The 23,362-nt window shown below is 33.0% G+C and carries 22 protein-coding genes; 20 read left to right on the top strand and 2 right to left on the bottom strand.

The window, feature by feature from the left end:
- Positions 1-13: 13 nt before the first annotated feature.
- Together HMPREF0391_RS04205 and HMPREF0391_RS04200 are read right to left on the bottom strand one after the other, a co-directional pair.
- Positions 14-1,378 (bottom strand): UDP-N-acetylmuramoyl-tripeptide--D-alanyl-D-alanine ligase, encoded by a 1,365-nt coding sequence (locus HMPREF0391_RS04205; protein WP_002835651.1) that lies wholly within the window; start codon positions 1,376-1,378, stop codon positions 14-16.
- A gap of 2 nt (positions 1,379-1,380) precedes the next feature.
- Positions 1,381-2,433 (bottom strand): D-alanine--D-alanine ligase family protein, encoded by a 1,053-nt coding sequence (locus HMPREF0391_RS04200; protein WP_002835650.1) that lies wholly within the window; start codon positions 2,431-2,433, stop codon positions 1,381-1,383.
- A 172-nt stretch (positions 2,434-2,605) separates the two neighbouring features.
- On the opposite strand from HMPREF0391_RS04200, the gene HMPREF0391_RS04195 reads away from it, so the two are divergent.
- From HMPREF0391_RS04195 to HMPREF0391_RS04105, 20 genes are all read left to right on the top strand, one after another.
- Positions 2,606-4,984 (top strand): glycogen/starch/alpha-glucan phosphorylase, encoded by a 2,379-nt coding sequence (locus tag HMPREF0391_RS04195; RefSeq protein WP_002835649.1) that lies wholly within the window; start codon positions 2,606-2,608, stop codon positions 4,982-4,984.
- Complete coding sequence (locus HMPREF0391_RS04190; protein ID WP_002835648.1) at positions 4,971-5,303, top strand: thioredoxin family protein; 333 nt, start codon at positions 4,971-4,973, stop codon at positions 5,301-5,303. Before HMPREF0391_RS04195 ends, HMPREF0391_RS04190 begins: the two co-directional genes overlap by 14 nt.
- A 12-nt stretch (positions 5,304-5,315) precedes the next feature.
- Positions 5,316-6,365 (top strand): magnesium/cobalt transporter CorA, encoded by a 1,050-nt coding sequence (gene corA, locus HMPREF0391_RS04185; RefSeq protein ID WP_002835646.1) that lies wholly within the window; start codon positions 5,316-5,318, stop codon positions 6,363-6,365.
- Between the two features lie 15 nt (positions 6,366-6,380).
- Positions 6,381-6,935 carry a hypothetical protein gene (locus HMPREF0391_RS04180; RefSeq protein ID WP_002835645.1) on the top strand — a complete coding sequence of 185 codons (555 nt, stop codon included), beginning with the start codon at positions 6,381-6,383 and terminating at the stop codon, positions 6,933-6,935.
- Positions 6,935-7,423: a dihydrofolate reductase gene (locus HMPREF0391_RS04175; RefSeq protein ID WP_002835644.1), complete on the top strand. Its 489-nt coding sequence runs from the start codon at positions 6,935-6,937 to the stop codon at positions 7,421-7,423. The genes HMPREF0391_RS04180 and HMPREF0391_RS04175 overlap by 1 nt, the downstream gene beginning before the upstream one ends.
- 117 nt (positions 7,424-7,540) lie before the next feature.
- Positions 7,541-8,719 carry a zinc ribbon domain-containing protein gene (locus HMPREF0391_RS04170; protein ID WP_002835643.1) on the top strand — a complete coding sequence of 393 codons (1,179 nt, stop codon included), beginning with the start codon at positions 7,541-7,543 and terminating at the stop codon, positions 8,717-8,719.
- A gap of 8 nt (positions 8,720-8,727) precedes the next feature.
- Positions 8,728-9,642, top strand: coding sequence for a 1-phosphofructokinase family hexose kinase (locus HMPREF0391_RS04165; RefSeq protein ID WP_002835642.1), 915 nt, complete (start codon positions 8,728-8,730; stop codon positions 9,640-9,642).
- A 547-nt stretch (positions 9,643-10,189) separates the two neighbouring features.
- The gene (locus HMPREF0391_RS04160) at positions 10,190-11,185 is read left to right on the top strand and encodes an ABC transporter ATP-binding protein (RefSeq protein WP_002835641.1); all 996 of its coding nucleotides are present in this window, start codon (positions 10,190-10,192) and stop codon (positions 11,183-11,185) included.
- Positions 11,186-11,194: 9 nt separating this feature from the next.
- Positions 11,195-12,133: an ATP-binding cassette domain-containing protein gene (locus HMPREF0391_RS04155; RefSeq protein WP_002835640.1), complete on the top strand. Its 939-nt coding sequence runs from the start codon at positions 11,195-11,197 to the stop codon at positions 12,131-12,133.
- A gap of 1 nt (position 12,134) precedes the next feature.
- Positions 12,135-12,749 carry an ABC transporter permease gene (locus HMPREF0391_RS09700; protein ID WP_002835639.1) on the top strand — a complete coding sequence of 205 codons (615 nt, stop codon included), beginning with the start codon at positions 12,135-12,137 and terminating at the stop codon, positions 12,747-12,749.
- Positions 12,689-13,093: an ABC transporter permease gene (locus tag HMPREF0391_RS09695; RefSeq protein WP_002835638.1), complete on the top strand. Its 405-nt coding sequence runs from the start codon at positions 12,689-12,691 to the stop codon at positions 13,091-13,093. The genes HMPREF0391_RS09700 and HMPREF0391_RS09695 overlap by 61 nt, the downstream gene beginning before the upstream one ends.
- 9 nt (positions 13,094-13,102) lie before the next feature.
- A complete protein-coding gene (locus HMPREF0391_RS04145) occupies positions 13,103-14,023 on the top strand; it encodes an ABC transporter permease (protein WP_002835636.1) in 921 nt (306 codons plus the stop codon).
- A gap of 12 nt (positions 14,024-14,035) precedes the next feature.
- Complete coding sequence (locus HMPREF0391_RS04140) at positions 14,036-15,889, top strand: oligopeptide ABC transporter substrate-binding protein (RefSeq protein WP_002835635.1); 1,854 nt, start codon at positions 14,036-14,038, stop codon at positions 15,887-15,889.
- 138 nt (positions 15,890-16,027) lie between these two features.
- Positions 16,028-16,984 carry an SH3 domain-containing protein gene (locus tag HMPREF0391_RS04135; protein ID WP_002835634.1) on the top strand — a complete coding sequence of 319 codons (957 nt, stop codon included), beginning with the start codon at positions 16,028-16,030 and terminating at the stop codon, positions 16,982-16,984.
- Between the two features lie 259 nt (positions 16,985-17,243).
- Positions 17,244-18,287 carry a DNA polymerase IV gene (locus tag HMPREF0391_RS04130; protein ID WP_035109290.1) on the top strand — a complete coding sequence of 348 codons (1,044 nt, stop codon included), beginning with the start codon at positions 17,244-17,246 and terminating at the stop codon, positions 18,285-18,287.
- A 68-nt stretch (positions 18,288-18,355) separates the two neighbouring features.
- Positions 18,356-18,670 carry a PadR family transcriptional regulator gene (locus HMPREF0391_RS04125; protein WP_002835632.1) on the top strand — a complete coding sequence of 105 codons (315 nt, stop codon included), beginning with the start codon at positions 18,356-18,358 and terminating at the stop codon, positions 18,668-18,670.
- Complete coding sequence (locus HMPREF0391_RS04120; protein ID WP_002835631.1) at positions 18,671-19,705, top strand: DUF4097 family beta strand repeat-containing protein; 1,035 nt, start codon at positions 18,671-18,673, stop codon at positions 19,703-19,705.
- A gap of 130 nt (positions 19,706-19,835) precedes the next feature.
- Positions 19,836-20,957 (top strand): THUMP domain-containing class I SAM-dependent RNA methyltransferase, encoded by a 1,122-nt coding sequence (locus HMPREF0391_RS04115; protein WP_002835630.1) that lies wholly within the window; start codon positions 19,836-19,838, stop codon positions 20,955-20,957.
- Positions 20,958-20,969: 12 nt separating this feature from the next.
- Positions 20,970-22,076, top strand: a complete 1,107-nt coding sequence (locus tag HMPREF0391_RS04110) for a PP2C family protein-serine/threonine phosphatase (protein WP_002835629.1) — start codon at positions 20,970-20,972, stop codon at positions 22,074-22,076.
- Between the two features lie 8 nt (positions 22,077-22,084).
- Complete coding sequence (locus tag HMPREF0391_RS04105; protein WP_002835628.1) at positions 22,085-23,362, top strand: glucose-6-phosphate isomerase; 1,278 nt, start codon at positions 22,085-22,087, stop codon at positions 23,360-23,362.

Raw genomic sequence — 23,362 nt, 5'->3', positions numbered from 1 at the left:
TCACATTTTTATTTTATAATTCTTTTATTTGTTCGACTAATTTGTCGAATTGCATTGCATGAGATGCTTTTACTAAAATCAATGTGTTGTCCACTATTAATTCTTGTAATTTTTCTAGCAATTCTTCTTTTGTTTCAAAGTAGAATACTTTGTCTTCTGCGAAGTTTGTGCGCGCTCCTTTGATTATGTTTTCTGCTAATGGACCAGTTGCCAATACGTAGTCGATTTTTTCTGGATTGATTGATTTTCCGATATTTTTGTGAAGAGTTATTTCGTTATCTCCAAGTTCTAGCATATCACCTAATACGGCGATTTTTCTGGAGTATCCGTGCAATCCGTAAGCTGTTTCTAAGCAACTTGTAAGTGATTGTGGGTTTGATTTGTAGCTGTCGTTTAAAATATGGAATTTATCTAGTAGAATAAGTTCGTTTCTCATTCCAGTTAATTCGATTTTTTTCAGTCCTTTTGCTACATCTGAATAATCTAATCCCATAAGTTCTGCTACGATTATTGACATTGTAGCGTTGTACATTTGATGGTGTCCCAACAATTCTATGTTGAATACGTGATCGTTGATTGAAAAAGTCGATCCTGTTTCATCAGCTTTGATCATTTCCATTCTATAATCGCTGTCAGGTTTTATTCCAAAACTTATAGTTTTTTCTGGTAATTTGTATTCTTGTTTTACTTCTCTGAGTACTGGATCGTCGTTATTTAAAATAAATATTCCGTCTTCTTTTAATCCTTCAAGGATTTCGAATTTCGCTCTGGCAATATTTTCTTTTGTTTTCAAATTCAATAGGTGACTGTCGCCGATGTTTGTAATCATTGCAATGTCAGGATGAGCGATGTTTGTCAATTGACTGATTTCTCCAAAGTTTTCAGTTCCCATTTCAAGAACAGCAACTTCAGTGTCATCGTCTATGTCAAATATAGTTTTGGATAATCCAATTTCATTGTTGTAATTTTTTTGTGTTTTAACGACTTTGTATTTTTCTTTTAATAAAGAACTCATGATATCTTTTGTAGTTGTTTTTCCGTTGGAACCAGTGATGGCGATTACTTTGCAATCCAAACTGCTGATGTAACCTCTAGCCAAATCCATCATAAATTCTTTAGTATTGTCTACTTCGATTACAGGATAATCGTTGATATTTCTGTAATCTCTGTTAACTACACAGCAAGATGCGCCCTTTTCGAAAGCCATCTCTATGTAATTTTGTCCATCGAAATTATCTCCTCTAAGAGCGATGAACATGTTGTCTTTTTCGATTGTTCTTGTATCTGTGGAGATACCTTTTACCATTATATCGTGGTATTTTTCGTTTATTATCGTGTTAGTTAGTTCTGTTATTGTTTTTAAATTTCTTGTTAACATTATTACCTCTCTAACTTATATGCTTTATTTTTTTCGTATTCTTCAATTGCCAAATCAATTAAGTTGTCGAATACTTCTGAAACACTCATATCGTTAGTGCATTTCCATAAAACTGGAAACATTGAATGTGGTGTAAGACCAGGAACTGTGTTGATTTCATTTACCCAAAGTTCGTTATCTCTAACAAACATATCAACTCTTGAAAATCCTGACAAACTCATTATCTTATACACTTTTTCAGCCAAACGTCTTGCTTTTAATTCCAATTGTTCATCCATTGGAAATGGTGTAAGCATTTCTGTCTTTGCGTCGTTGTATTTTGCATCGTAATCGAAAAACTCTACATCGTGTATTTGGTATACACCCGGACGTGATGCAACAGGATTGTCATTGCCCATAACTGCGATTTGAAGTTCTGGTCCAATGATTTCTTCTTCGACCAAAATTCTTCTGTCGTATAGAAATGCGTTTTGGATTGCTTGTTCCAATTCTTCTTCTGTTTCTGCTCTCATAACACCAACAGATGAGCCAGCGTTACATGGTTTTACATAAACTGCCTTGGATGTTTTGTCGAAAATTTCCTTCAAATTGTATTCATCGTTTTTGCAAAGCACGACGTATTTTGCTTGAGGAATTTTGTTCAATTCGAAAATATCGTTAGTGTATCCTTTGTCCATGCAAAGTGCAGAACCCAACACATTACATCCTACAAATGGCAAATCCAAAACTTTTATGAAACCTTGGATTGTTCCATCTTCGCCGTAACTTCCATGAATTGCAGGAAATATTACAGTGTTTTCAGGATTGATTTTACTGATACAATCGCTGACAGATTCTATTACAGAAAGCTCAGTGTCAAGCACCAATTCGTCGTCGGTTTTTATTTCTTCAGTTATGTTTTCTTTCATAATGAATTTTTTATCGCGGCGAACGAAAATCGCACTTACGTTATATTTTTCTTTTGATAAATTATTTATTAATGTTCTAGCACTTGTGATACTTACTTCATGTTCAGTACTAGGACCGCCATATAATACATATATATTTTTTTGCATAATTTTTGTCCTTTCTTGTGACTCATTAATATATTACTATAACTAAATCATTATATCAATAAAATAGAAAAATGTATCCTTTTTGTTGATTTTAAGAAAAAACAATACAAATTTAATAGGACTATTTCACAAATGTGGTAAAATATAGTTGAGCTAAGAATAGGAGGATTTTATGGAAAAGGAAGAATTTTTGTTGCAATTTGAAAAAAACTTATTTAATTTGTTTGGGAAAGATTTACAAACTTCTACTGAAAAAGAAAAATATATAGCTTTTTCTAAAATAATAATGAGCGAATTGGCAGAAGATTGGAAGAAAACTTCTGACAAACACAAAAATTCACGCAATGCCTACTATTTTAGCGCGGAATTTTTGATAGGAAGATCTTTAGGAAATAATTTGTTGAATATGGGTTTGGACGAAAAATATTCACAAGTTTTAAAAGAATTGGACATCGACATCAATGATTTGGAAATTCAAGAAGAAGATGCAGCTTTGGGTAACGGTGGATTAGGAAGACTTGCAGCGTGTTTCATGGAAAGTGCGGCTAGCTTGGATTATCCGTTGACAGGTTATGGCGTGAGATATCGCCAAGGACTTTTCAAACAATATTTTCACAACGGATTTCAGATGGAAGTCGGAGACAATTGGACATTGGACAAAGATCCTTGGTCAAGACGTGTAGAATCGGAATCCAAAATCATTAGATACAAAAACCAAGTCGTAAAAGCAGTTCCTTATGATATGCCTGTTGTAGGATACAAAAATCACGTTGTAAACACTTTGAGACTGTGGCAGGCAGAATGTGATGACGGATTTGATTTTCAAAAATTCAATAATTTTCAATACGATGATTCCGTAAAAGAAAAAAACAGGGCAGAAGATATTACCCGAGTTTTGTATCCTAATGATATACAAAGACCGGGAAAAGTTTTAAGGCTTAAACAACAGTATTTTTTCTGCAGTGCATCAATTCAAGATATAATTGAAAAATATGAGAAAAACTTCCCAAATGATAAGGATTTTGAAGATTTTGAAAAATACAATACTATTCAGTTAAATGACACTCATCCTGTTATGGCTATTCCAGAAATGATGAGAGTGTTGATGGATGATAAAAAACTTTCTTGGAAACAAGCTTGGAATGTTACAAGCAATGTGTTCAACTACACTAATCACACGATTTTACAAGAAGCTATGGAAAAATGGAGTGTCGATGTTGTAGAAGAAGTGAGTCCTAGAATTATGGATATTATCACCGAAATCGACAGGAGATTTGTCAGCGATTTGGTGGGATTGTATTATTCTGTCGATAGAATAGATAATCTCAGAATTGTGAAAGATAATACTGTTAATATGGCTCATTTGGCGATATTAACAGCCGTAAAGATTAACGGCGTTGCTAAAATCCACACAGAAATTCTGAAAAACGAGACATTAAAATCATGGCACGATTTGTATCCGGATAAATTCGTCAACAAAACAAATGGAATTACTCCAAGACGTTGGCTATTTTATTCAAATCCAGAGCTAACGAATTTTATAACAGAACTTTTGGGAGAAGATTGGAAGACTGATCTTACAAAATTAAAAGAACTTGAAAAATTCCAAGACGATGAGAGTGTTTTGGAAAAATTAATGGAAATCAAACTTCACAACAAAATCAGACTGAAAAAATACATCAAAGAACATGAAAACATCGATGTAGATGAGAACTCTATTTTTGACATACAAGTTAAAAGACTTCACGAATACAAAAGACAATTGTTGAATGCTTTTCACATTTTGAATTTGTATTATAAAATCAAAAACAATGAAATATCCGATATCCCAAAACAAACATATATTTTCGGGGCGAAGGCAGCGCCGGGTTATTTCAGAGCAAAAGCTATTATAAAATTCATAAATGAAGTTAAAAATCTGGTGAACAATGACGATGTTGTGAACAAATACATCAAGGTTGTGTTCTTGGAAAACTTCAACGTATCCATCGGAGAATTGGTGTATCCTGCAGCAGATGTGAGTGAACAGATTTCAACTGCGGGAAAAGAAGCTTCGGGAACTGGTAACATGAAGTTTATGTTAAATGGAGCATTGACTGTGGGAACTTACGACGGCGCGAACATTGAGATTTTCAATCACGCAGGTGAAGACAATAACTTCCCATTTGGAGCGACTGTTGACGTATTAAATTCCATCAGAGACAGTTACAATCCAGTTGAGTATTATTATAAGGATGAAAATATTAAACGCGTTGTGGATACTTTGCTAAGCGATTTGATCAACGATAGTGGATCGTTTATGTTTTTGGACATTTACAACTCACTTGTAAACAGAGATTCGTCATTTAAATTAGACGAATATTTTGTGTTAAAAGATTTCAACGATTATGAACAAATTCACGAAAAGATTTTACAAACTTACGCCGACAAGAAAAAATGGGCTAAGATGAGTTTGATGAACATCGCAAATTTCGGAGAATTTTCATCGGATAGAACTATAAAAGAATATGCAGAAGAGATTTGGAGGATAGTACCAAATGAAAAAATTTAAAAAGAGTGACATTAACTCTAAGATATTTAACAAAGGAGACAAGGTTTTATTTTTCCACGCCGACGGGATTTGCCCATGTATTCCGGCGAAAAATGATTTGGAAGATATCGAAAAATCATTTCAAGGAGAAATAGAATTTTACGAATATTTAGCTAAAAAAGTTAGAGAAATTGACAAGGACGAGATAATTACGCATTACGAAGCGTTGCCACTACCTACGACTTTATTTATAAAAGATGGCAAAATCATCGACAGACTTGTAGGGGATAACTCAAAATCGACATACAGAAATTACGCGAACAAATTATTGGACGAATAAGAGGAGATAGTATTGGCTAATTTATTATTTGAGGATAGAATCAACGAAATATTAGATACTCTTAGGCTTGAGAACAATCTTGAGAACACCAAAATTACTTTTTGTACTTTTGATGAACATCATTTCGATAAACATCAAACCACAGACATCGATGATATCGAATTGAGAGATGACAGGATAAATTGGATATATATCACAGGATTATCAGATACAGATAATTTCATAAAAATGAAAGAAAAATTCAAAATCCATCCTCTTATAATAGAAGACATGTTGGATGTGGAACAAAGGACAAAACTAGAAGCTTATGACGATTATTTGTTCGTGGTAACAGATACTGTGGATTATGATATGTTCAACAGTGTAAAGGAATTGTCGTTTAACCAAGTTTCTTTTGTTTTGAAAGAAAATTTGTTAGTGACTGTAGAGCAAAACAAAACCACATCATTTGACAGAGTTTTGGACAAGTTAGAAAAAATTCCTGTTTTTAGACCGAAAACTACAGATGGACTGTTGCTTTTGTTAATGGATGCATTCATAGACAACTACTATCAAATTTTTGATATTTTGGGAGAATACATAGATGATTTGGAAGACGCTATGATGACTAACAATGATGACGATGTTCTCAGAGAACTTTACACCATGAAGAAAAACCTAATATTTTTGAGGAAGACTTTGTGGCCTTTGCGTTCAGTTATCAATGAAATTTCGAAGTTCAGAGTAAATTTGGTAAGTCACAACACATCTATTTACATGAGAGATTTGTACGATCACATAATCCAAATGCTTGAATTCATAGAAGTGTATCGCGATATGATTAACTCCATGATAGATGCATTTGACACTAATATCTCCAACAGAACTAACGAAGTAATGATGGTATTGACTGTGTGGTCGACGATATTTTTGCCTTTGACATTCTTAACAGGAGTCTATGGAATGAACTTTAAATATATGCCGGAACTTCAAGGGAAATACGGATATATTTTGTTCTGGGTTACTGCTGTTGTGATTACTAGTGTTATGATTTATTATTTTAAAAAGAAAAAATGGATGTAATATAAAGGAGATTTTATGGAAAACAGTACTTTTTTGGCATCTGATTATGAAAAAGAACAAATTGATGCTATTAAAAAAATACTGCGAGTGTATTTTAGTGGAGATATTGAATTTAGCAAGAATTTTTCTGAATTGAAACCAAACATAGACAACCAAAATTTGAAAGAAGTTTTGAATAAACTAGATGAAAATATAAACAGAGATGATTTGATAAGATATGTCAATGATATCAACATAATGGCTTATAATGAGGAAAATAAGCTTTGTTTTATGTATGATGCTAACAGGAAATTTACAAAAGAAAGAAAGATTGCACTTGAGAATTATCCACGAGATAAAAACTATGGTTTTTGTATTGAAAAATGGATAAACAAATGCAATAGCATACTTTCTAATTCATCATCTGATTTGCAAAATGCAATCTATAGCACTATGCTTGATATTTGCTGTGAGGAAATGGGTATACTTGTCGTAAGGATATGTGAAGGTGATTTTGATTGGACTGACAATCACGCAATGGAAAAATTGAACGAAATTGTAAGTAATATAAGGAAGGGAGATTTTTGTTAATGAAAGTTATATTAGCAGTAGATAGAAATTTTGCGATAGGAAAAGATGGAGATATGCTTTTTTCAATTCCTGAAGATATGCAAAGATTTAAGGAGTTAACAACTGGAAATATCGTTATAATGGGAAGAAAAACATTGGAATCTTTGCCAGATTCAAAACCTCTACCAAATAGAACCAACATAATAATTACAAGCAAAGACTTAGACGGTATGCTTTGCGTAAAAAACGAAGAAGAATTGCTACGCACTCTCAAAGAAATCAACCCAGACCGCAAAATGACAGAATATTTGATAGGTGGAGCAAACACGATTGAATCATTTATACATTTAGTTGATGAATTCGTAATCACTTATGTTGACGCAGAATTTGAATACGATGCGAAAATAAGAAACTTATTCGAAGACCAAGATTTCTATGTATCAGAAGAATCAGACATCAAAACTTACGAAGGCTTGGATTATAGATATATGGTTTTTAAAAGAAAATAAAAATGAATTATCTAAGGGATAGTTATATCCCTTTTTTATTGCCCAAATATTAAGATTTGGCAAAGTTATAATTCAGTATATTGTATTGTGATATAATACGGTTACGGAGGTGAGTAAATGCGTTGTCCTAATTGCAATGAAAAAGTGTTAGATACGGTGAATTTCTGTCACAATTGTGGGTTCAATTTGAAAGAATACCGCGAAAGTTTGAATGAACAAAAAGATATAGAAGAACAACCAAAAGATAATCACGCATCTACAGATAAGGATTATTCCTATTCAGATGATGTGATGAATATTTTTAATATAAAAAATCGTGAGAAATCTGCTGAAGAACAAAAGTGCGAAGAAATCATAAATAAAAATAAATCTGAGCACAAACCAAAAAGAATTGAAGATATTTTTCAAGTGATTAACAAAAACAAGTCTCAGTATGGAAAGTTCAATCCAGACAAAGAAGTTGAGAAGAAAATAAATCACGAAGATGAAAAAGAACCCGAAGAAAATTATGAAAACACGATTTTTATTACCAAAGGTTACGACGAAAATCAAGAAAAAATCAAAAGAGATGAGTCGATAAGATTCACATCTGCAAATGAGTTTACTATCCATAAGATTGAAGAAGAAGATGATGATGAAGACGAATTTATGGATACTTTTGAGGTTAAAACTAAACAAGTGTTTGACAAAATCAATTTGTTTTTTACTAAAATATTAAAGAAAATGATGGGTGGAGCACAACCATACAGGTTCTCAATGAGAATTGCTGTTGTAGTATTGTCTGCTTTGCCGCTATTGTTCTTTTACATGAATTCTACAAATCACTGGACATTTACTCAAAAATCAAAGGCAATCGTGGTTATGGTTTGTGTATTAGTATTGGATGTTTTCCAAAAAGTTTTATCATACAGTCTGGGACTTAAACTAGCAGGAACAAAATTATATCAACCTATCGACAAGGATTTGAGATATAATATCTCAGTTTTACTTTCAGTTATAGAATCTTTGATATTTAGCTTATTTGGAGTATTAACAGCAGGAGGACTTGTCGGTTTTAGTTCGTCTGTTTTCACGTTCACATTTTTGGGAGCACACGCTTTTATATATTTAATTTCATTAGTAATATTGATACTATTTGCGACGATTATTTTAGTAGATAGATTTGATTACAAAAATTTGTGGAAAATTTACGGACTTAATGCGGCTGGAATTGTGATAACAAGACTTGTGGTGTTCATGGTCGTTATGACACTTCTTCAAAAAATATTCTTTGGACTTGCTCCTGGATTAATGTAGGTGATTAAATGATTTACACAGTTACTATGAATCCTGCACTTGAATTTGTAAGTGAAGTTACGGATTTTGAATTTGACAAAAACAATATATCGGATTTTGATTTGATGCTTCCAGCTGGAAAAGGAATCAATGTTTCTAGGATTTTAAAACAACTTGGACTTCCAACGGTTGCAACTGGATTTGCTGGAGGATTTACTGGAGAATTTGTCGAAGATTGGCTTAGAAGAGAAGATATCAAATCTGAATTCATCAGAATTGATGACAATACTAGAATCAATATCAAAATCACAGGCGCATCAAAAACTGTGATTGAATCAAAAGGACCGAGTATTTCTCATCAAGAACTTCAGGAATTGTTGTATTATCTATCCAGAGTCAAAGAAGGAGACACTGTGTTTTTGTCCACAGCTTTTCCAAAAAATATAACAGAAACTGTAATTGAAAGAATGATTGCAATCTGTAAAGCTAACAAAGCGGAGTTTGTACTTGATATAGATGAGTATTATTTGGAAAAATTTGCTGATGAAGGATCACTTCTTCAAAACATTAGCGTCAAATGCTTGGAGCATATGTTTAAAACAAAAATAGATTCAGAAACTGATTTGCTTAAATGGAAAGACGAAATATTTGATTTGAATTCTAAATTTGTGATAGTTCCTTTTGTGGATAATAAAGTGTATTTATTCCAAGGAAATTCCGTTTATGCTTTTGAAATAGAACAGATGATTAACCAAAAGAGAGATTTTGTTATTGATTCAATAATCGCTGGATTTATCGCGACATTTATCAGAACTTCAGATCATGAAAAGTCTTTTGAAATGGCAAATGCATGTGCACTTGCTTCTTTGAAGACCAAAGATTTGCCGAAAAAATTCCAAATAGATGATTGCTTAGAAGATATTAATATAGTAAAAATAGACTAAAATAAAAAAACAAGGTGTTGAATTTAATTCATACCTTGTTTTTTTATGTTGTAATAAATTAAGAAATGGAGATTTAATTGAAAATGAAAAAGTTTTCAATATTTATATATATTTTACCATCTCAATATAACGAATGCAAGTTTTTTGTTACATTTTTTAAAATTTAATAAATTTGTAAATAGGCTCATGATTATCATTACTTTACCACAATAAAGGAAATAAGTCAAGTGATTTTTATGCAAAAATTCATTTTATTTTCTTCTGGTAACAAATTTTGAAAATGAATAAAAATAATTTAAATTTATTTTCATAAAAAGCCTAAAATGTTTAATTTACAATATTAAATAGAAATCACAAATTTTATTTTTGTGACTAAAAAGTGTAAATTAATTCGAAAAAGCATGGAAAAACTGTATTTTATACTGAAATTTTAAATTATAAAATAAATAATAATTGACAAATCCATTTTATGTCACTATAATGAGATAAAGTATTATTTATTAATCATACATAAATCATACTAAAAATAAACTGAAAGGAGAATAAGATGTCTGCTAATAAGAAAATATTGGAAGTTAATAATATGCATACAGCTTTTAGAATAAAAGACGATTATTATGACGCCGTAGACGATGTTTCATTTGAATTGTATGAAAATGAAGTATTAGCTATGGTTGGTGAATCTGGTTGTGGCAAATCTACACTTGCTACTACAATTATGGGTTTACATAATATGAACTACACTCAAATTAGCGGTGAAGTTATATATAACGGCGAAAATATTTTGAATTATACAGAAGCTCAATTCAATGAGTTGAGAGGTGGAGAAATTGGTATGATATTCCAAGATCCATTGGCATCGCTTAACCCATTAATGAGAATTGGCGAACAAATTGAAGAAGCTTTGTTGTATCACACTGATTTGGACAAGAAACAACGTCAAGCAAAAGCTGTTGATCTTCTAAAAAAAGTAGGGATTGAAAATGCTGAAGTTATAGCAAGACAATTTCCTCATCAATTATCCGGAGGTATGAGACAAAGAGTAATCATTGCGATTGCTTTGAGTTGTAAACCTCGTGTTTTGATAGCTGATGAGCCAACTACTGCACTTGATGTTACAATTCAAGCACAAATTCTAGATTTAATAAAAGAATTACAAAATCAAATGAATTCAGGAATTATATTGATAACCCATGATTTAGGAGTTGTAGCACAGACCGCTGATAGAGTTTGCGTAATGTATGCAGGTCAGATCGTTGAGATTGCACCTGTGGATGAGTTGTTCAATAACCCACTTCATCCATATACTAGAAGCTTATTAAATTCCATTCCGCAAGCAGATAATGAATCTGATCAGTTACACGTAATAGAAGGTATGGTTCCTTCATTAAAAGATTTGCCAAGAAAAGGATGCAGATTTGCACCTCGTATTCCTTGGATAGACGATTCAGAACATGAAGAAAACCCAGTATTACATGATGTTGGCAATGGACACTTAGTTCGTTGTACATGCTGGAAGAACTTCCATTTTAAAGACGAATAGGAGGAAAATATGGGATTTTTAGAAGTTAAAAATTTGAAAGTTCATTATCCAATTCGTGGTGGATTTTTTAATACAATTCAAGACTATATCAAAGCTGTTGATGGAGTTGATATGGATATTGAACAAGGAAAAACTTATGGATTGATTGGAGAGTCAGGTTCTGGGAAGTCAACTATCGGAAAAGCTATAGTAGGACTTGAAAAGATTACAGATGGACACATTTTGTACGAAGGAAAAGATGTTACAAGTAGATCTTACAGAAAAAAGATAAACTACAATCAAGATGTTCAAATGATTTTCCAAGACTCAATGAGTTCGCTTGATCCTAAAAAAAGAATTTTGGATATAATCGCTGAACCAATCAGAAATTTTGAAAAACTTACACCTAAAGAAGAAAAAGAAAAGGTGTTTAAATTATTAGACATAGTTGGACTTAACGAAAGTGCAATTTACAAATATCCATTTGAATTCTCAGGTGGTCAAAGACAAAGAATTGGTGTTGCAAGAGCTGTTGCATGTAACCCAAGATTGATAGTTGCAGACGAACCAGTTAGTGCACTTGACTTATCAGTTCAAGCGCAAGTATTAAACTACATGAAGTTGATTCAACAAGAGTTTAATCTAAGCTACATTTTCATCTCTCACGATTTGGGGGTTGTAAGACACATGTGTGATTACATTTATATTATGCATAACGGCAAATTTGTAGAAACTGGTAATCGTGATGAGTTATACTCTGATCCTCAACATATTTACACAAAAAGACTTATCGCAGCGATTCCTCAAATCGAACCAAATAGAAGAAAAGAGCTTAGAGATGCTAGACAAGCTATTGAAAAGAAGTTTGATGAACAGAAAAATGTCTACTACGATGAAAATGGATCGGTGTACGATTTGACGAAATACAAAGATTCTCATTATGTAGCAGCTAGAAAGGGGGAAATATAATATGACTAAAACTATAATCAGAAGATTTTTAATAATGATTCCTCAATTGATAGTGTTAAGTTTATTTATATTCTTCGTAGCTCAAAAGATGCCAGGGGATCCTTTTACAGGGAAAATCACACCAAGTACTGGTAACTCAAAGGTTGAAGAAGAACTTAAAATAAAATCTGGATTTTACGATCCATGGTATGTGAAATATAAGAGATGGGTTGGAAATGCACTTCAAGGAGATTTTGGAGATTCTTATACTCAAAAGCTACCAGTGAAAGACGTTATTGGTCAAAGAGCTAAGAATACATTCTTCTTATCATTGTTCTCATTAATAATAATGTATGCAATTGCTATTCCTCTAGGAATAAACGCAGGTAGATACAGTGGGTCGACATTCGATCAGGGGGTTAACTTGTATAACTTCCTGGCACTAGCAACCCCGGGATTCGTATTTTACTTGATAATGCTTTTAATATTCGGATACAAGTTAGGATGGTTTCCAACAAGTGGTATCATAAGTCTTGAAGCATCAGCAAAAGGTGGCATGGCAGCGGTATTAAGTATATGCTACTTCCTGCAATATCCTATGCACTACTTACAACTATTGGAACTATTCAATATTTGAGAAATGAAGTTGTAGATGCAAAAAGTCAAGACTACGTAAGAACTGCAAGAGCAAAAGGGGTTCCTATTAAAAAAGTTTACAGTAAACACATTTTTAGAAACTCACTTTTACCAATAGCTGCATTCTTCGGATTCCAAATCACAGGTTTGTTAGCTGGTTCTATCATGATTGAAACAATTTTCGGATATCAAGGAATGGGTTCATTATTCGTTGACTGTATTAACCAAAGGGACTACTCAGTTATGACAGCTCTTGTAATGATTTATGGTTTCTTAACACTTTGCGGTTCATTATTAAGTGATATTATCATGAGTATAGTGGACCCTAGAATAAGGATAGATTAGGAGGTTTTTATGAAAGAAGTAAAAGTAACAGAAGAAAAGCTTGAAGAATATAAAGACCTTGCAAAAGATAATCCTACTGGATTTAAAGTAATTGTTAATGAATTCAAAAAAGATAAACTAGCTATAGTGTCATTGGTGGTATTAGCAGTTTTGTGGATAGGAATTTTCGTAGGAGCGATGTTACTTGATAAAGAACAAGTAATGAAAGTTGACATACTTAATTCATACGTAAGACCTGGAGAAGCTGGACACATACTAGGAACTGACCAAGGCGGTAGAGATTTATTTGGACAATTAATTATTGGAGCGAGAAACTCAATTGTAATAGGTATCGCCGTTACAATACTTACATCTATAATAGGAATAGTTGTAGGTTTATTGATCGGATATTACGGAGGATGGTTGGACAATATTATAATGAGAATTATAGATTTCATCCAAATTCTTCCAACAATGATGATAATCATAGTTTTCGTAACAATTGTTCCAAAATATTCTATGTTTACATTCGTAATGATATTTACAGTGTTCTACTGGACAGGAATGGCAAGGCTTGTAAGATCAAAAGCTCTTGCTGAAAGTAAAAAAGATTATGTAAATGCATCGAAGACAATGGGAACTAGCGATTTGAAGACGATGTTTACAGGGATTTTGCCAAACATCTCTTCAATATTAATTGTAGATATGACATTGAGTTTCGCAGGAAATATTGGTATTGAAACTGGACTTAGCTTTCTAGGTTTCGGGCTTCCACCATCAGATCCATCACTAGGAACGTTGGTATCATTAGCCAGAAAGCCAGAAGTTATATCAGATAAGTTATATGTATGGCTACCTGCATCATTATTGATATTAGTAATGATGTTGTGTATAAATTATATCGGTCAAGCATTAAGAAGGGCTTCCGATGCAAAACAAAGGAAAGGATAAGGGGGAAAAATAATGAAAAAGAAATTTAAATCATTATTGGCAATCTTTTTAGTATTAGCATTTGTACTTACAGGATGTGGAAAATCTAATAAAGATAGCGGAAAATCATCAGATTCTGGTTCTAAACAAGAATCTAGCACTGGTAAAAAGGCAAACGAAGAAAATAAAGGTAACATAGTCGGAGAACAAATGGGCGGCGGTGTTCTTGTTGAAAATGAAGGCGAAGCAATTAAAGGTGGAACTTTTAAAGTAGGTATTCCTACAGATTCACCTTTTAAAGGTATATTTAATGTTGCATTACAAGACGATAACTTCGACTGGACAATTATCGGACCTACAATGTACGGTTCAGCAAATGCTGGAGAAAGCATGGAATTGAGAGATTCTGGTGCAGAAAAATTCGAATGGGATGAAAAAGCAAAGACTGCTACAATCAAACTTTCAGATGCATTCAAATGGAATGACGGAAAGCCTGTAACAGCAAAAGACATTATCATCAACTATCTAATCATTGGACACAAGGATTATCCTGGTGTACGTTATGATGATGATATGATTAACATCGTTGGTATGGAAGAATATCACGCTGGAAAAACACAAGACATCGCTGGTGTTAAAGAAATTGATGAAAAAACAGTTCAAATTTCATTTAAAGAATGGAAACCTTCAATTAAATGGGGTGCTGGTATTTGGCACGAACCAACAAACTACGAACAAGTTAAAGACATAGCTATAAAAGATATTATATCTTCTGACCCAATCAGAAAAAATCCTAAATCAGCAGGACCTTTCTATATTTCTAATGTAGTACCAGGACAATCAGTTGAATTTAGTGCTAACGAACACTTCTGGGGCGGAAAAGCAAAAATCGATAAGGTAGTAATGGAAGTAGTTCCTACTTCACAAATTTTAGCATCATTAAAATCTGGTAAATACGATTATATCGCAGGTGGAGCACCATCAGATACATTCAAAGAAATATCAGAATTAAAAGGATACAAAGTTGCGAGACAACAAGACATGGCTTACACTTACTTAGGATTTAAATTAGGTAAATGGGACAAAGCTAAAGGCGAAGTTGTTGTAGATCCTAATGCTAAGATGGCAGATGTTAACTTACGTAAAGCAATGGGTTATGCAATTGATAACAACGCAGTGGGTGAAAAATTCTATCTAGGATACAGATCACAAGCTACATCAGTTGTTCTTCCTATATTTAAAGATTACTTTAACACTGAATTAAAAGGATACAATTTTGACCAAGAAAAAGCTAAAAAATTGTTAGATGAAGCTGGATACAAAGATGTTGACAACGATGGAATAAGAGAAGACAAAAACGGTAAACCATTTGTAATTAAATTCGCATCAATGTCAGGTGGAGAAATTGCAGAACCATTGTCAGCATACTATATCCAATGCTGGAAAGAAATTGGATTGAATGTTGAGTTGACAGGCGGAAGATTGATAGAATTCAACGCATTCTACGACAAGCTTAAAAATGATGACCCTGAAGTTGACGTATTCCAAGGAGCTTGGGCTGTAGGTACTAACCCTGACCCATCAGGATTATTCAGTAAGAATGCATCATTCAACTACTACAGATATACTAATCCAGAAATGCAACAAGCATTGGATAAGATAGCTGATGGTAAAACATCTGATGAAGAAAGAGCACAAGCTTACAAAGACTTTGCTAAAGTAATGGAAGACAATGTACCATTGATTCCAACACTTTACAGAGAAGCTTTATCTCCAATCAACAAGAGAGTTAAAAAATTTGATTTCAGATACGTTCAAGATCTTAACAAAGACGACTTCAGATGGAATGAAATCGAACTTACAGCAGAACAACCAATGAAAGAATAATAGTTTTTGAAGTTAGTGGGGTGTAAATTTGCACTCCACTTTTTTCTGTGTAAAATATGTAAAAATACGTAAAATATAACGTTTTCGTTTATTGACTTATTCTAGCTTATTCATTAGAATATTAGAGAGGTGTAATGAATGAAGCAGAAGAATATTATTGCTGTAGTTTTGATAACTGTAGTAATATTTGTTGGAGCTTTTGTAGGATTAAATATTTTTAATTCTTCTAAGGCAGAAAAATTAGATAAATTGGCTCACCAATGTATAGTAGATGGTAATTACCAAAAAGCTGTAGATTATTATAGTGAGTTGTACGATAGAACAAACGATGGATCTTATATAGATAAAAAACGTGAAGCTGTGGAACTTTTGTCCTCTAAAAATAATTACGATTATGGCGTAAATTATTTAAAGGAAATGAAGTATGTCGATGCAGCAAAAAGTTTTTTGAAAGTAAGCAACAAAGACAATGTAAACTATCAAAAAGCGCAACAAAGATTGCAAGAAAGCACACAAGCGGTGATAATTGCAAGTGATTCATTTGCAGAAGATGACAACTTTGATGCAAGTTTGAATATGTTAAACTCATACGCACGTGTAATGCCACACGAAACCATTGTTATAGACAAAATAAAAGAAGTTGAAAAAGCTAAAAATCAATACAATGAGAAAAAACAAGAAGAAGAAAAACAACGTGCATTGTCTGAGAAAAAGGAAAAAGAAGCCAGAGAAAAAGCTGAAAAACTAGCCAGTGAATCAGCTGAAGAATTAAAGAAAGAAAAAGAAAGCACAAAACAACCAGATAAACAAGATGAAAGTTATGAAACTGATGATAACAAAAGACTTATCGATTTGTGCATTCGTTTAGTTGGTAAAACTTATTTGGTAACTACAGATAATGCCAAAATCTACGAAGAACCAAGCAATAAATCACAAGTGATTTCTTCAATTCCTATGGGAAGTGAAGTGTACATTTATGAAGCAAAACCAGATTCAGGTCAAAGAGTATGGTGTCATGCGATAATTAAAAGTGCAGATTCACTAAAATCATACGATGCGTGGATATCATCAAATAACTTAGAAATTAACGATTAAGCTCTCAATAATGAGGGCTTTTTGCACATTGCAAACCTTCATACACGAACATCGGACTCAAAAAATTTGTGATTTCTAAATTTCAATCTTCTAAAATCCGTAACTCGCATTCGCTCAAACAGACGGATTTTTGAACGAAGATTTTCAATTTGAAATCAATTAAATTTTTATCGTATGATGTTCTTAGCATTACGGTTTGCAAGATATAATCGAAACTGCTCTCAATAATGAGGGCTTTTTTAGTAGAAAGGGGTGTGTTATGGATTTAAATTTTTTGCATTTTGATTTGGATGCTTTTTTTGCGTCATGTGAAATTTTGGATAATCCAAAACTGAAACACGTCCCAATGGTTGTCGGTGGAAAAAGTCAGAGGGGGATAATTACTACTGCGAACTACGAAGCTAGAAAGTACGGATTGCATTCTGCAATGCCGATATTTCAAGCGAAAAAGATTGTTCCAAATCTAGTTATAGTTACTCCTGATTTTGAAAAATACAGAAGAAATAGCGAGAAAGTTTTCAAGGTTTTGTCGACTTTCTCTAATAAAATTCAAAAGATGAGTATAGATGAAGGTTGCATGGATATTTCACATATTAAAATGGACAGATTAGAACTGGCAAATCTAATCCAAGAAAATGTCAGGATAAAAACAGGATTGTCTATCTCTATTGGAATAAGTTACAACATGAGCCTTGCAAAACTTGCGTCAGATTGGAATAAGCCTCATGGAATCAAAATTATAACGCAAGATGATATTCCAGATATCTTGATGGATTTAAACGTGGGTAAAATTCAAGGAATTGGAAGAAAATCTGAGGAGAAACTAAATAATATCGGAATCAAAAAGGTAAGTGATTTGTACGATTTATCCAGAAATAATTTGAGAGAATTGTTCGGGAAGTTTGGCGAAGTGATTTACGATAGAATTCGTGGAATTGATGAAAGACAGTTGGATTTGTCGAGAATTAGAAAATCCATCGGGGTGGAGTACACTTTTGAACGTGATTTGAAAAATTACAATGAGTTATTGAAAAAGGCAAGTGAGTTTAGCGAAGAATTAGCAGATGATCTTCATAAGAAAAACATTAAAGCGAAGACCATTAGGATTAAAATAAAACTCAGTGATTTTTCGGTGATTACAAAATCGATGACTCTTGATGAGTACATTAGTGATGTCAAAGATATTTACAGGATTGTGAAGTATCTTGTGGTTAACACTAAAATTGAAAAGCCTGTCAGACTTTTTGGGATTACTGCTGCAAACCTTAGCGACACGACTTTTGAGCAGTTAAAATTTTTATAGTAAAAAACTTTGCATAATACCTTGCAATATGTACTACTGTGTATTATAATGTAATCAGGAGGTAAGATATGAACACACAATTAAAAAAAGGGATTTTAGAATTATGTGTCTTATCGGTTATATCTAAACAAGACAGCTACGGATACGAAATTATAGATCAGATAAAAGATAAGATACCAATGAGCGAAGGAACAATTTATCCTATGCTTAGAAGATTGAAAAACGACAAATACTTGGAAGATTACACTGAGCAATCAGAGTCAGGTCCATCTAGAAAATACTACAAGATAACAGACGAAGGGAAAACTTATTTGCACTCACAACTTGAAGATTATAAAAAATTAGTTGAGAGTGTTAAGGCCTTGTTAGAGGAGGGTTTTTAAATGAATAAAGAACAATTTATGGAACTTTTAGATTATTATTTCAGAAATGTCGACGAAACAACTTACAGAGAAATCAAGAATGATTACGAAGAACATTTTAGAATCGGCGTTGAAAACGGAAAAACTGAAGAAGAGATTTCAACTGAATTAGGTAATCCAAGAGAAATATTCAACGAATGTAAAGAAGCTGGAATCATCAGAGAAAACAACTTATTCGGTATGTTTAACTTGGATAGCATTGGTGATTTCTTTAATTCCAAAATTTTTGACCAATCTAAAGACAAAGACTATGATTTATCACAACAAACATTGGAATTCGACAATGATTTCCACAGAATTGAAGTTAAATCAAATGCGGACATAGATGTGTCAACTCACGAATTGGATAAAATAATCGTAACTTACACTACAACTGATGAAACACAAAAGTTAGATGTAGATTATATGAATCACGTGTTGAAGCTTGGCAAAGTTAAAATGGAAAAATTCTTCCAAAAAAGTTTCATCAAATCAATTTCTATCAAAATTCCACAAGACAGTGATTTGGGATTAAACATCGCCACAGCAAGTGGAGATGTAAATGTAGATGTTATTAGTAATGATGTTACTTGCAACACTTCAAGTGGTGATGTAAATATCACTACACAATCGAACAATGTAAATGTCAACACTGCAAGTGGAGATGTTCAAGTTTCCAAATGCAAAAAAGAAATTTACGTTAATACTGTAAGCGGTGATGTGAAGGTGAATTCTGAAAATCCAGAAATAACAGTGAACACCGTAAGTGGCGATATCGAAATCGATGTGAACGAAAACAAAGATTTGAATGTGAGAGGGGTATCTAGCGATATTAATATCCATATCAAAGAAAAGAAAGGTTCTATAGAACTTAGAACTGTTAGCGGAGAAATTCAAATCGATAGTTACTACAAAGATAGTTCGAAAAAAATCAGTAAATCTCACGACCAATCATTCTCAAATGATGAAATCGAAATTAGTGCTGCAACAGTTAGTGGAGATATTACTGTAGATTAGAATCTAAATAGACTGCAATGATTTTTCGTTGCAGTTTTTTTATTGTAAATTTACAGTTAAATATTATTATAACGTAAAAAAAACATTGAAAATATGATAAAATAGAAGGTAATATGGAGGAATAATAATTTTGAAAATAATAGTAACTTGCGCATTCGGTTTGGAGAGCTCGGTCAAAAGACAACTTTTGGATATGGGCTATGAGAATTTGAATGTAAACGACGGAAGAATAATGCTTGAAGGCGATGAAAAAGATATCGCAAAATTAAATATAAATTTGAGATGTGCAGACAGAGTTCTAATCGAATTGGGTAATTTTAAGGCTGTATCATTCGAACAACTTTTTAAGGGCGTTGAAAAAATAAATTGGTTGGATATTTTAGAAGCGGATTCTAATTTTATTGTAGAAGGCAGAAGTTACAAATCAAAATTATTTTCTATTAAAGACTGTCAATCGATTACAGAAAAGGCGATTATTAAATCTCTTCAGAAAGAATACAAGGTGGATTGGTTCTCAAAATCCAAGGGGAGATTTAGGATTGAAGTTAGTCTGGTAAAAGATATTTGTTCGATAACTTTGGATACCTCGGGAGATGGACTTCACAAAAGAGGTTACAGACAGGACTCAGTTCTTGCCCCTATAAGAGAAAACTTAGCAGCAGGAATTATCGATTTGTCATTTGCAAACAGCAACAGACCTCTTGTGGACTTGTTCTGTGGTAGTGGAACTTTTGCGATAGAAGCTGCGAGAAAATTCAGAAATATTGCACCAGGGATTGACAGGAAATTCGATTTTATTAACTTTAATGATAAATTCAACAATGCATACAAACAAGAGCGTACTAAAGCCTTGGAGAGCATTGATTACGATAAAAAGATAGATATTTTCGCTAGTGATGTGGACGGCTCAGCGATTGAAAAAGCGATAGCTAATGCCGAAAATGCTGGGGTCAGGGAGGATATTAGATTCGTGACGAGGGATTTCAGAAATGTTGTGTTAAATGATAATTACTTCGTTCTAATATCTAACCCACCTTATGGAAAAAGGCTTGGCGAAAGACAAGAAGCCGAGAAGATTTATAAGGATTTGGGAATTAAAATGGCGAAATTCAAGACTGCATCACAATATATAATCACAGATTGCGAAGAGTTTGAGAAATTTTATGGCAAAAAAGCATCTAAAAATAGAAAGATGTACAACGGAAATATGAAGTGTTATTTGTATCAATATTTTGGTCCGAGACCTAAATAGGAGGAGATATCCTTGGAGAAGAAATCAAGTGAAGATGTTAGTGATTTCAAAGGATCTGATTACGAAGTTCTAAATTCTATGAAGGATTTAGTTAGAGTAATAGATAAAGATGGGGTAATAATATTTGCCAATACTAGCATGATAAAATCTATGCCTATCAATCCAATAGGAGTGAATTGCTATTTGGATTACAGCGAAGATTTCCCAAAATGTTTGGCAGATAGGAAATACCGTTTGAACAGCACTATCAAAGAAAAAAGAAAAATAAATGGCGTGGATTATTCCATAACTTCTTCTCCAGTTATGGATAAAGATGGAGAAGTGGTAAGTACTGTCGAGGTTTTCAGAGATATTTCAAAAGAGGTCAAAACTCAGATTGATTTGATTAATGCGAACAAGGACATCAAGGATGAAATCAAATTCGCCAAGCACATTCAAAGCAAAACTTTGCCTAGTAAGGGTGAGCATGTCGGTTTGGATTTGGATTACAGCTATATTTCATCTAGGGATTTGTCTGGAGATATCATCGATTGCATAGATATTGACGAAAGATTTGTAGGAATTTACATCGCAGATGTTGTGGGCCATGGGATTGCGGCATCTATTCTGACGATGTTTATCAGACAGACAATGAGGTATTTGGTAAGTAGAATTACAGATTCTAGGCCAAAAAGAGTGCTGAAGGATTTGAATACCACATTTACTGAACTTAATTTGTCGGTAGACAAATATTTTACGATTTTTTATGGGTTATACGATAGAAAACTCAAAATATTTTCATATGCAAATGCTGGCCACAATGGTATTCCATTTTTGATTTCCAATGATAAATTAGAAGAATTAAAGGTTACAGGTCATCCTATCTCTCCAATGTTTGAAGGAGTTGGGTTTGATCAGAGAGATATATTGGTCTCCAGTGGTGATGAATTAATTATGTACACTGATGGGATAACTGAAACTAGAGGATTTGACAACGAATTTTACGGCGAAGAAAGACTAAAAAGAGATTTAATGAAAGTTCCAGATAGAAGAATTGAATACGTGTTAAACGAGGTGGATTCTTTTAGATTTTTGGAACAGGATGACGATATTGTTCTAGTGAGTTTGAAGGTTCTATAGGAGGAAATATGTTCAAGCTAGATTTTTCAAATACGACAAGTCATAATTCTGTGGATACTTTGAGAACAGAATCCGTAAATGCTTTAGAAAAGCTTTTAAATAAATCCTGTGAAGGCAAGGAATTCACAGGATGGATTGATTTGCCTAAAAATTACGACAGAGAAGAATTCGAGAGAATTAAAAAATGTGCTAAGAAGATAAGAGAAACGTCTGATTGTTTAGTTGTCATTGGAATCGGTGGAAGTTATATGGGAGCTAAGGCGATTGATTATGCGATGAGCGATTATTTTGAGAAATCGGGCATCGAAATCATCTACGCTGGTTTCCAATTGTCTTCTACGTATTTGGCTGAACTTTTGGAATATTTGAAAGACAAGGATTTTTGTGTAAATGTTATAAGCAAATCGGGAACTACTACAGAGCCTGCAATCGCTTTTAGATTTATAAAGGAATTAATGGATGAAAAATACACAAAAGAAGAACAAAAGAGCAGAATTTTCGCCACGACTGATAAACAAAAAGGTGCATTGAAAGAATTGTCTGATATCAATGGTTATGAAACTTTTGTAGTGCCAGATGACATCGGTGGAAGATTTTCCGTTCTAACTTCTGTTGGTTTGTTGCCACTTTGCGTAAAAGGATTGGACATCGACAAATTAATGATTGGCGCAGCAAATGCAATGGAAGATTTTACAAAACTTGATTACGAATCAAATTTTGCTTTGCAATACGCTTCATTCAGAAATGATATGTATCGAAATGGAAAAGACATTGAGATACTTATTAATTACGAAATGAGATTGAAATATTTTTCTGAATGGTTCAAGCAATTATTTGCAGAATCGGAAGGAAAAAACAACAAGGGAATATTCCCAATGATGTGTAATTTCACGACGGATTTGCATTCAGTGGGTCAAATGATTCAAGATGGACAAAAAAATGTATTTGAAACTGTGATTTCAGTAGAAAATCCACGCAAAGATTTGTATATAAAATCTGATGCTGATAATTTGGATAATCTGAATTATTTGAGCGGAAAATCAGTGGATTATGTGAATAAGATGGCTATGCAAGGAACACTTAATGCGCATTTGTCGTCAAATGTTGAAAGTGTTGTCGTGAAAATTGATGAGATTAATGAAGAAAATCTAGGATATATGATTTATTTCTTTGAAATGAGTGTAGCAATTTCAGCACTTGTTTTAGGAGTGAATCCTTTTAATCAACCGGGAGTTGAAGAATACAAGAAGCAAATGTTTAAATTATTAGAAAAGCCGGGTTATTAA

Origin of the sequence: Finegoldia magna ATCC 53516 (genome assembly GCF_000159695.1) — a bacterium.
GTDB classification, from domain to species: domain Bacteria; phylum Bacillota; class Clostridia; order Tissierellales; family Peptoniphilaceae; genus Finegoldia; species Finegoldia magna_F.
The sequence above is the reverse complement of the archived record's forward strand: the minus strand, read 5'-3'. Positions and strand labels throughout refer to the sequence as shown.

Bases quoted from the DNA above. Each gene is read 5' to 3' on its own strand.
- HMPREF0391_RS04205 (WP_002835651.1), bottom strand. From the start codon at position 1,378: ATGTTAACAAGAAATTTAAAAACAATAACAGAACTAACTAACACGATA.
- HMPREF0391_RS04200 (WP_002835650.1), bottom strand. From the start codon at position 2,433: ATGCAAAAAAATATATATGTATTATATGGCGGTCCTAGTACTGAACAT.
- HMPREF0391_RS04195 (WP_002835649.1), top strand. From the start codon at position 2,606: ATGGAAAAGGAAGAATTTTTGTTGCAATTTGAAAAAAACTTATTTAAT.
- HMPREF0391_RS04190 (WP_002835648.1), top strand. From the start codon at position 4,971: ATGAAAAAATTTAAAAAGAGTGACATTAACTCTAAGATATTTAACAAA.
- HMPREF0391_RS04180 (WP_002835645.1), top strand. From the start codon at position 6,381: ATGGAAAACAGTACTTTTTTGGCATCTGATTATGAAAAAGAACAAATT.
- HMPREF0391_RS04175 (WP_002835644.1), top strand. From the start codon at position 6,935: ATGAAAGTTATATTAGCAGTAGATAGAAATTTTGCGATAGGAAAAGAT.
- HMPREF0391_RS04170 (WP_002835643.1), top strand. From the start codon at position 7,541: ATGCGTTGTCCTAATTGCAATGAAAAAGTGTTAGATACGGTGAATTTC.
- HMPREF0391_RS04165 (WP_002835642.1), top strand. From the start codon at position 8,728: ATGATTTACACAGTTACTATGAATCCTGCACTTGAATTTGTAAGTGAA.
- HMPREF0391_RS04160 (WP_002835641.1), top strand. From the start codon at position 10,190: ATGTCTGCTAATAAGAAAATATTGGAAGTTAATAATATGCATACAGCT.
- HMPREF0391_RS04155 (WP_002835640.1), top strand. From the start codon at position 11,195: ATGGGATTTTTAGAAGTTAAAAATTTGAAAGTTCATTATCCAATTCGT.
- HMPREF0391_RS09700 (WP_002835639.1), top strand. From the start codon at position 12,135: ATGACTAAAACTATAATCAGAAGATTTTTAATAATGATTCCTCAATTG.
- HMPREF0391_RS09695 (WP_002835638.1), top strand. From the start codon at position 12,689: ATGCTACTTCCTGCAATATCCTATGCACTACTTACAACTATTGGAACT.
- HMPREF0391_RS04145 (WP_002835636.1), top strand. From the start codon at position 13,103: ATGAAAGAAGTAAAAGTAACAGAAGAAAAGCTTGAAGAATATAAAGAC.
- HMPREF0391_RS04140 (WP_002835635.1), top strand. From the start codon at position 14,036: ATGAAAAAGAAATTTAAATCATTATTGGCAATCTTTTTAGTATTAGCA.
- HMPREF0391_RS04135 (WP_002835634.1), top strand. From the start codon at position 16,028: ATGAAGCAGAAGAATATTATTGCTGTAGTTTTGATAACTGTAGTAATA.
- HMPREF0391_RS04130 (WP_035109290.1), top strand. From the start codon at position 17,244: ATGGATTTAAATTTTTTGCATTTTGATTTGGATGCTTTTTTTGCGTCA.
- HMPREF0391_RS04125 (WP_002835632.1), top strand. From the start codon at position 18,356: ATGAACACACAATTAAAAAAAGGGATTTTAGAATTATGTGTCTTATCG.
- HMPREF0391_RS04120 (WP_002835631.1), top strand. From the start codon at position 18,671: ATGAATAAAGAACAATTTATGGAACTTTTAGATTATTATTTCAGAAAT.
- HMPREF0391_RS04105 (WP_002835628.1), top strand. From the start codon at position 22,085: ATGTTCAAGCTAGATTTTTCAAATACGACAAGTCATAATTCTGTGGAT.